Origin of the sequence: Actinocrinis sp., assembly GCF_035605935.1 — a bacterium.
Taxonomy (GTDB): Bacteria; Actinomycetota; Actinomycetes; order Streptomycetales; family Catenulisporaceae; genus Actinocrinis.
In genome coordinates this window covers 1-4277 of record NZ_DATNGK010000253.1, presented here as the reverse complement: position 1 = coordinate 4277, position 4277 = coordinate 1, and the positions used below count along the sequence as shown (strand labels likewise).

Below are 4277 nucleotides of genomic sequence, written 5' to 3'. Positions count from 1 at the left end.
GATGGTCCAAGTGAAGCTGGTGGAACCGGCGGCGCCGCTGGCGTCAGTGGCGACGACGATCGGGGTGTAGGTGCCGCCCGAGGTGGGCGTGCCGGTTATCAGGCCGCTGGCGGAGATCGACAGGCCCGGAGGCAGGCTGGTCGCGCCAAAGGTCAGGGTCTGTCCGGACGCCGAGTCGGTGGCCTGAATCTGGACCGGGGTGATCGCGGTGCCCACCGCTGCGGTCTGGTTCCCCGGGTTTGTAACGGTCACTGTGTTGCCGCTGCTTGAGCCGTTGGGCGTCAGGTACACGGCGAAGGCGTCGTGGGAGGCTTGGAAGTTGAACGGCACGGTGATCGAGCCACTGCTGGTGTTCATGGCCTGATTGACCACGACCTGCGGGGAGCTGAGCGGCGCCTGGTCGGGGATGCGCTGGACGACCACGTTCACGGAGCTGCCCAGCCAGGGCTGGGTGGCCAGGCCGTTGAAGGTGACCGAGGCGCTTCCGGTGTAGCCGTTGCTATCGCCGATGATCGCTACGACGCGCTTGTTGGCGCTGTCCTCGGACGCGGAGATGGCGGTCGAGCCGACCTGGCCCGAGGTGCTGACCAGCGTGCCGGTCATGTCCGCGTAGTCACGCATCGCCCACCAACCGCCGGTCGGCTGCCAGGAGCCGCCGCTGTTGGTCAGCACGCCGGTCAGGTTCGGCGTCTCGCAGCAGACCCAGTTGCCACGCATCGCGTTGGCGTATCCCGACTGCGCGAAGCGCGCCAGGTACCACGCGGTCACGCCGGCGGTCTGCCGGTCGGCCGGCTGGTACTCGTTGGCCGACAACGGGCGAGCGCCGATCCCCGCCGACGACAGCGCGTTGTTGAGCGCGTTCGAGATCGCGACCGGATCGTCGACGTCGCCTTCGTCGTGGTTGGTGATCATGTCCGGCACCGTGCTCGCCGACTTCACGTGCGAAAGCCAGGTCGACCACTCGCCCGGATTGGCCAGCGGGGTGAACGCGATCGACGGGCCGACGATCGTCGCGCTCGGCGCGACCTTGCGGATCTCCCGGTACGCGGTGTCCCACATGTTGAAGTACTGCGTGCTGTTCATACCGCGCGTCCAGAACGCGGAGATATCCGGCTCGTTCCAGATGTCGTAGGCGAATTTGAGCCCCGAGCCCTGCAACGCGCCGACCACGGAGTCGATGTAGCTGGTCCAGTTCGAGCAGTTGCCGTTGTCGCACGGGAACATCGTGTTGCTCGGCTGGCCGCCGTCCGCGCCGTACATGTCGCTCAGGATCACCTGGTACTGCGCGTGGTACGAGCCCTGAGTCAACCGGCGCGCCTGCGCGAGGACCTCGTTGACGTCGGCCTTCGTCGCGTTGCCGTAGGTGTAGTTGTCCGCGATCCAGCCGCCAGAGGCGTGCCCGCCGCCGCGGTACGCGGTGATGTTCAGCGGCTGGAGCAACTGGTCCGAGGGCTGGCTGGCGTCCTGGCTGATCCCGTACAGGAACCCTTCGCCGACCCCGGTGACCGCCCCGCGGGTCGAGGAGAGGTCCACACTGAGCGACTCGCCCGACGCGGCGTGGCCCGCCGCGGGCGCGAGCAGTGGGATCGTCAGAGCCAGGGCGGTGCCGGCCGCCATGGCCAGTCGGCCTGGTCTCTTTCTCAGTGCGGTCAGTGTCCTCATTGACTTTCCTCCGTGGGTATGTCGCGACAACGCTGCCGCGTTACTCGCTGGACCGGTTGTGCGCCGCGCGCGGCGACCGAGTGGGTCGCCGCGGCGGCGCGCCGGAGTGTCTTTCGGCGGTTCAACCGAGCTGTGTCCTCCTTGATTCGCAAGCGCGATCGGTCAGCGCGGGTTGAAGTCCTGGTTCGTACCCGGGGCGTTCTTGCACGGCCACTGGTCCAGCTGCTGGCCGGTGTTGCTGCCCGCGCCGTAGATGTCGAGGCACAGGCCGCTGTTCTGGTTCTTGAACTGCCAGGAGCCGTCGGATTGCTGCTGGGGCAGCCACAGGCTGGCGGCGTTGCCGCTGACCGGTTGCTGGACGATGTCCGTTTGGCCCTGCGCTGTGGAGCTGTTCAGAACGGTCACGTCCTGGCCCGAGTTCTGGGCCTGGATCTCGCCGTAGCCGCCGGCGATCGGAACGAACTGGAAGTGCTGGTTGGACTGGCCGTTGCAGGTCCACTGGTCGATCGCCGCCCCGGCGGTGGAATTGTTTCCGTACACGTCGAGGCACAGGCTGTCTTTCGCTACCACCAGCTGGTGGTAGCCGGTCGGGAAGCCACCGCCGGTGCCGCCGCTGATCGTCCAGGTGAACGATGCGGACCCTGACGCGCCGGTCGAGTCGGTCGCGGTGACCGTCGCGGTGAACGTGCCCGCGGCGCTCGGTGTCCCGGTGATCAAGCCGGACGAGGAGATCGACAGCCCGGTGGGAAGACCACTGGCCGTGTAGGTGAGCGTCTGGCCGGCCGCCGAGTCAGTGCCCTGAATCTGCGGGCCGTTGACCGCCTGGCCGACCGTCCCGGACTGGCTGCCTGGGTTGGTTACCGTGACGGTGTTGCCGCCGACGGTGCCGCCCTGGATCACGTACGTCACGAGCGAGCGGCCCGGCACGGTCGCGGTGAAGGCGCCGTTGCCGACCGTCGTCGAAGCCTGAGCCGCAATGCTGTTCGAGTTGTTGGTCAGATACGGGGTCACCGTCGCGCCGTTCGCGACGCCGGTGTTGGACAGCGAATAGGTGATCGAGTCGGCGCCGCTGCCGGTGTTGAGCGCCACGACGGACAGTGAGCCATCAGTGTTCTTAAACGCGCTCAGATCCACCGCGCTGTTGGAACTGTTCGCGCCGATGCGCACGGCGCCGGGGTGGATGTAGCGGCTGTAGTTGCCGAAGGCCCACAGGCGGCCGGTCGGCATGACCGAAGAGCCGCTGAATTGCACCAGGCTTTCGTTGTCGCCGTTCCCCGACGTGCTGCCCCACCAGTACAGGTACGCGCTCACGTTCGCGCCGGTCAGGCCCTGATGGATGTGCTGGGCCCACGTCATTCCGGAGGCGTCCGAGCCGTCGTCCCAGGCGCTGTTGAAGCCGTCGAAGGTCGACCACTCAGTCTCCCAGGCCGGTTTGTTCCAGCCAGGCAGCGGTGAGGTCGGCGCGCCGCTGTAGCCATGGCCGGTAGCCACGGCGGTGTAGGCCAGCGCCGTGGGGTCCGCCTCGATCGCCTGGGCGTACTGGCCGGCCTTCGGCCAGCCGGTGGGGGCGCAGCAGGAGACCTGGGTGGGCAGCCCGGAGTTCTTCACCGTCGGCCCGAGTACGTCGACCACGCTGGCCATCTGGGCCGGGCTCATGGTCATGCTGTCGTAGTTGGTGCTGTAGTCCGGCTCGTTAGAGGGTCCGAGGTAGGTCAGCGGCACGCCGGCGGCGGCGTAGTCCTTGCCGTACTGCACCAGGTAGTTCGCGTACGCCTGACGCCAGTCGCCGCTGGAGCAGGACGCTCCGGTAGAGCCGCAGACCTGGCCGCCGTTGACAGCGGAGCCGTTGGTCTTCATGTAACCCGGCGCGCTCCAGGCATCGCCGTAGATGTTCGTGACGCCGTAGCGGCTCTTGATCTGCTGGGCGAACCACAGCTGACCCTGGTCCTGGTTGGTTTGCGACAGCGGCAGGTAGTTCGGGGTCGCGTTCGGGCCGCCCGGGTTGTTCGGCTCGATGCTGTTGCCCGGATCCGCGCCGATCTCGTTGCGCAGGATGGTCAGACCGGCACCGGTGGTCGGGCTGTACAGGTCGGCCAGCACCTGCTGCTGAACCGACGACGAGGCGTTCATCACCGCGCTCGCCTGGCCGAACGCCTCCGAGGCGCCGAAGCCGGCCATGGTCTGGTACGTCGTCGCTCCGTTGATAGACGCGGTGTCCGCCGCGTACGCGGGAGCGGAGGGGAGCACGACCGCCAGCGCGCACGCGCCGAGCACGCTCATGCATGCGGTGAGTGACACGCCTACGCGGTGACCGGTGCGTCTTGTCGGTGCGGGCATGCTCCCGCTCCTTTCCACTTATGAGGTTGAACCAGCCCTGATTCCGGTTGAATCAGGGCCGGATCAGGGTTAGATCAGGACCCGAAGACGCCTATCCGAGGGTCCATTGCTGGTTGCTGCCGCCGTTGCAGGACCATAGTTCGACCAGCGCGCCGTTGGCGGTGGATGCTCCGGTGACATCGAGGCAGAGGCCTGATTGGACGCCGGTGATGGTGCCGTTGGCGTTGAGGTTCCATTGCTGGTTGGTTTGGCCGTTGCAGGACCAGATGATGGCCTTG

The 4277-nt window shown here is 67.2% G+C and carries 3 protein-coding genes; all 3 read right to left on the bottom strand.

What is annotated here, in order from left to right; genetic code table 11:
* The coding region (locus VN779_RS20110) for an Ig domain-containing protein (RefSeq protein ID WP_325725644.1) at positions 1–1662 on the bottom strand (1662 nt) is incomplete at its 3' end.
* A gap of 162 nt (positions 1663–1824) precedes the next feature.
* Complete coding sequence (locus tag VN779_RS20105) at positions 1825–3999, bottom strand: RICIN domain-containing protein (RefSeq protein WP_325725640.1); 2175 nt, start codon at positions 3997–3999, stop codon at positions 1825–1827.
* Positions 4000–4090: 91 nt separating this feature from the next.
* Positions 4091–4277: ricin-type beta-trefoil lectin domain protein (locus tag VN779_RS20100; protein WP_325725638.1), on the bottom strand; the 187-nt coding region annotated here is incomplete at its 5' end.

Excerpts from the sequence above, each read along its gene's own strand:
- VN779_RS20105 (WP_325725640.1), bottom strand. The coding sequence starts at position 3,999 with ATGCCCGCACCGACAAGACGCACCGGTCACCGCGTAGGCGTGTCACTC.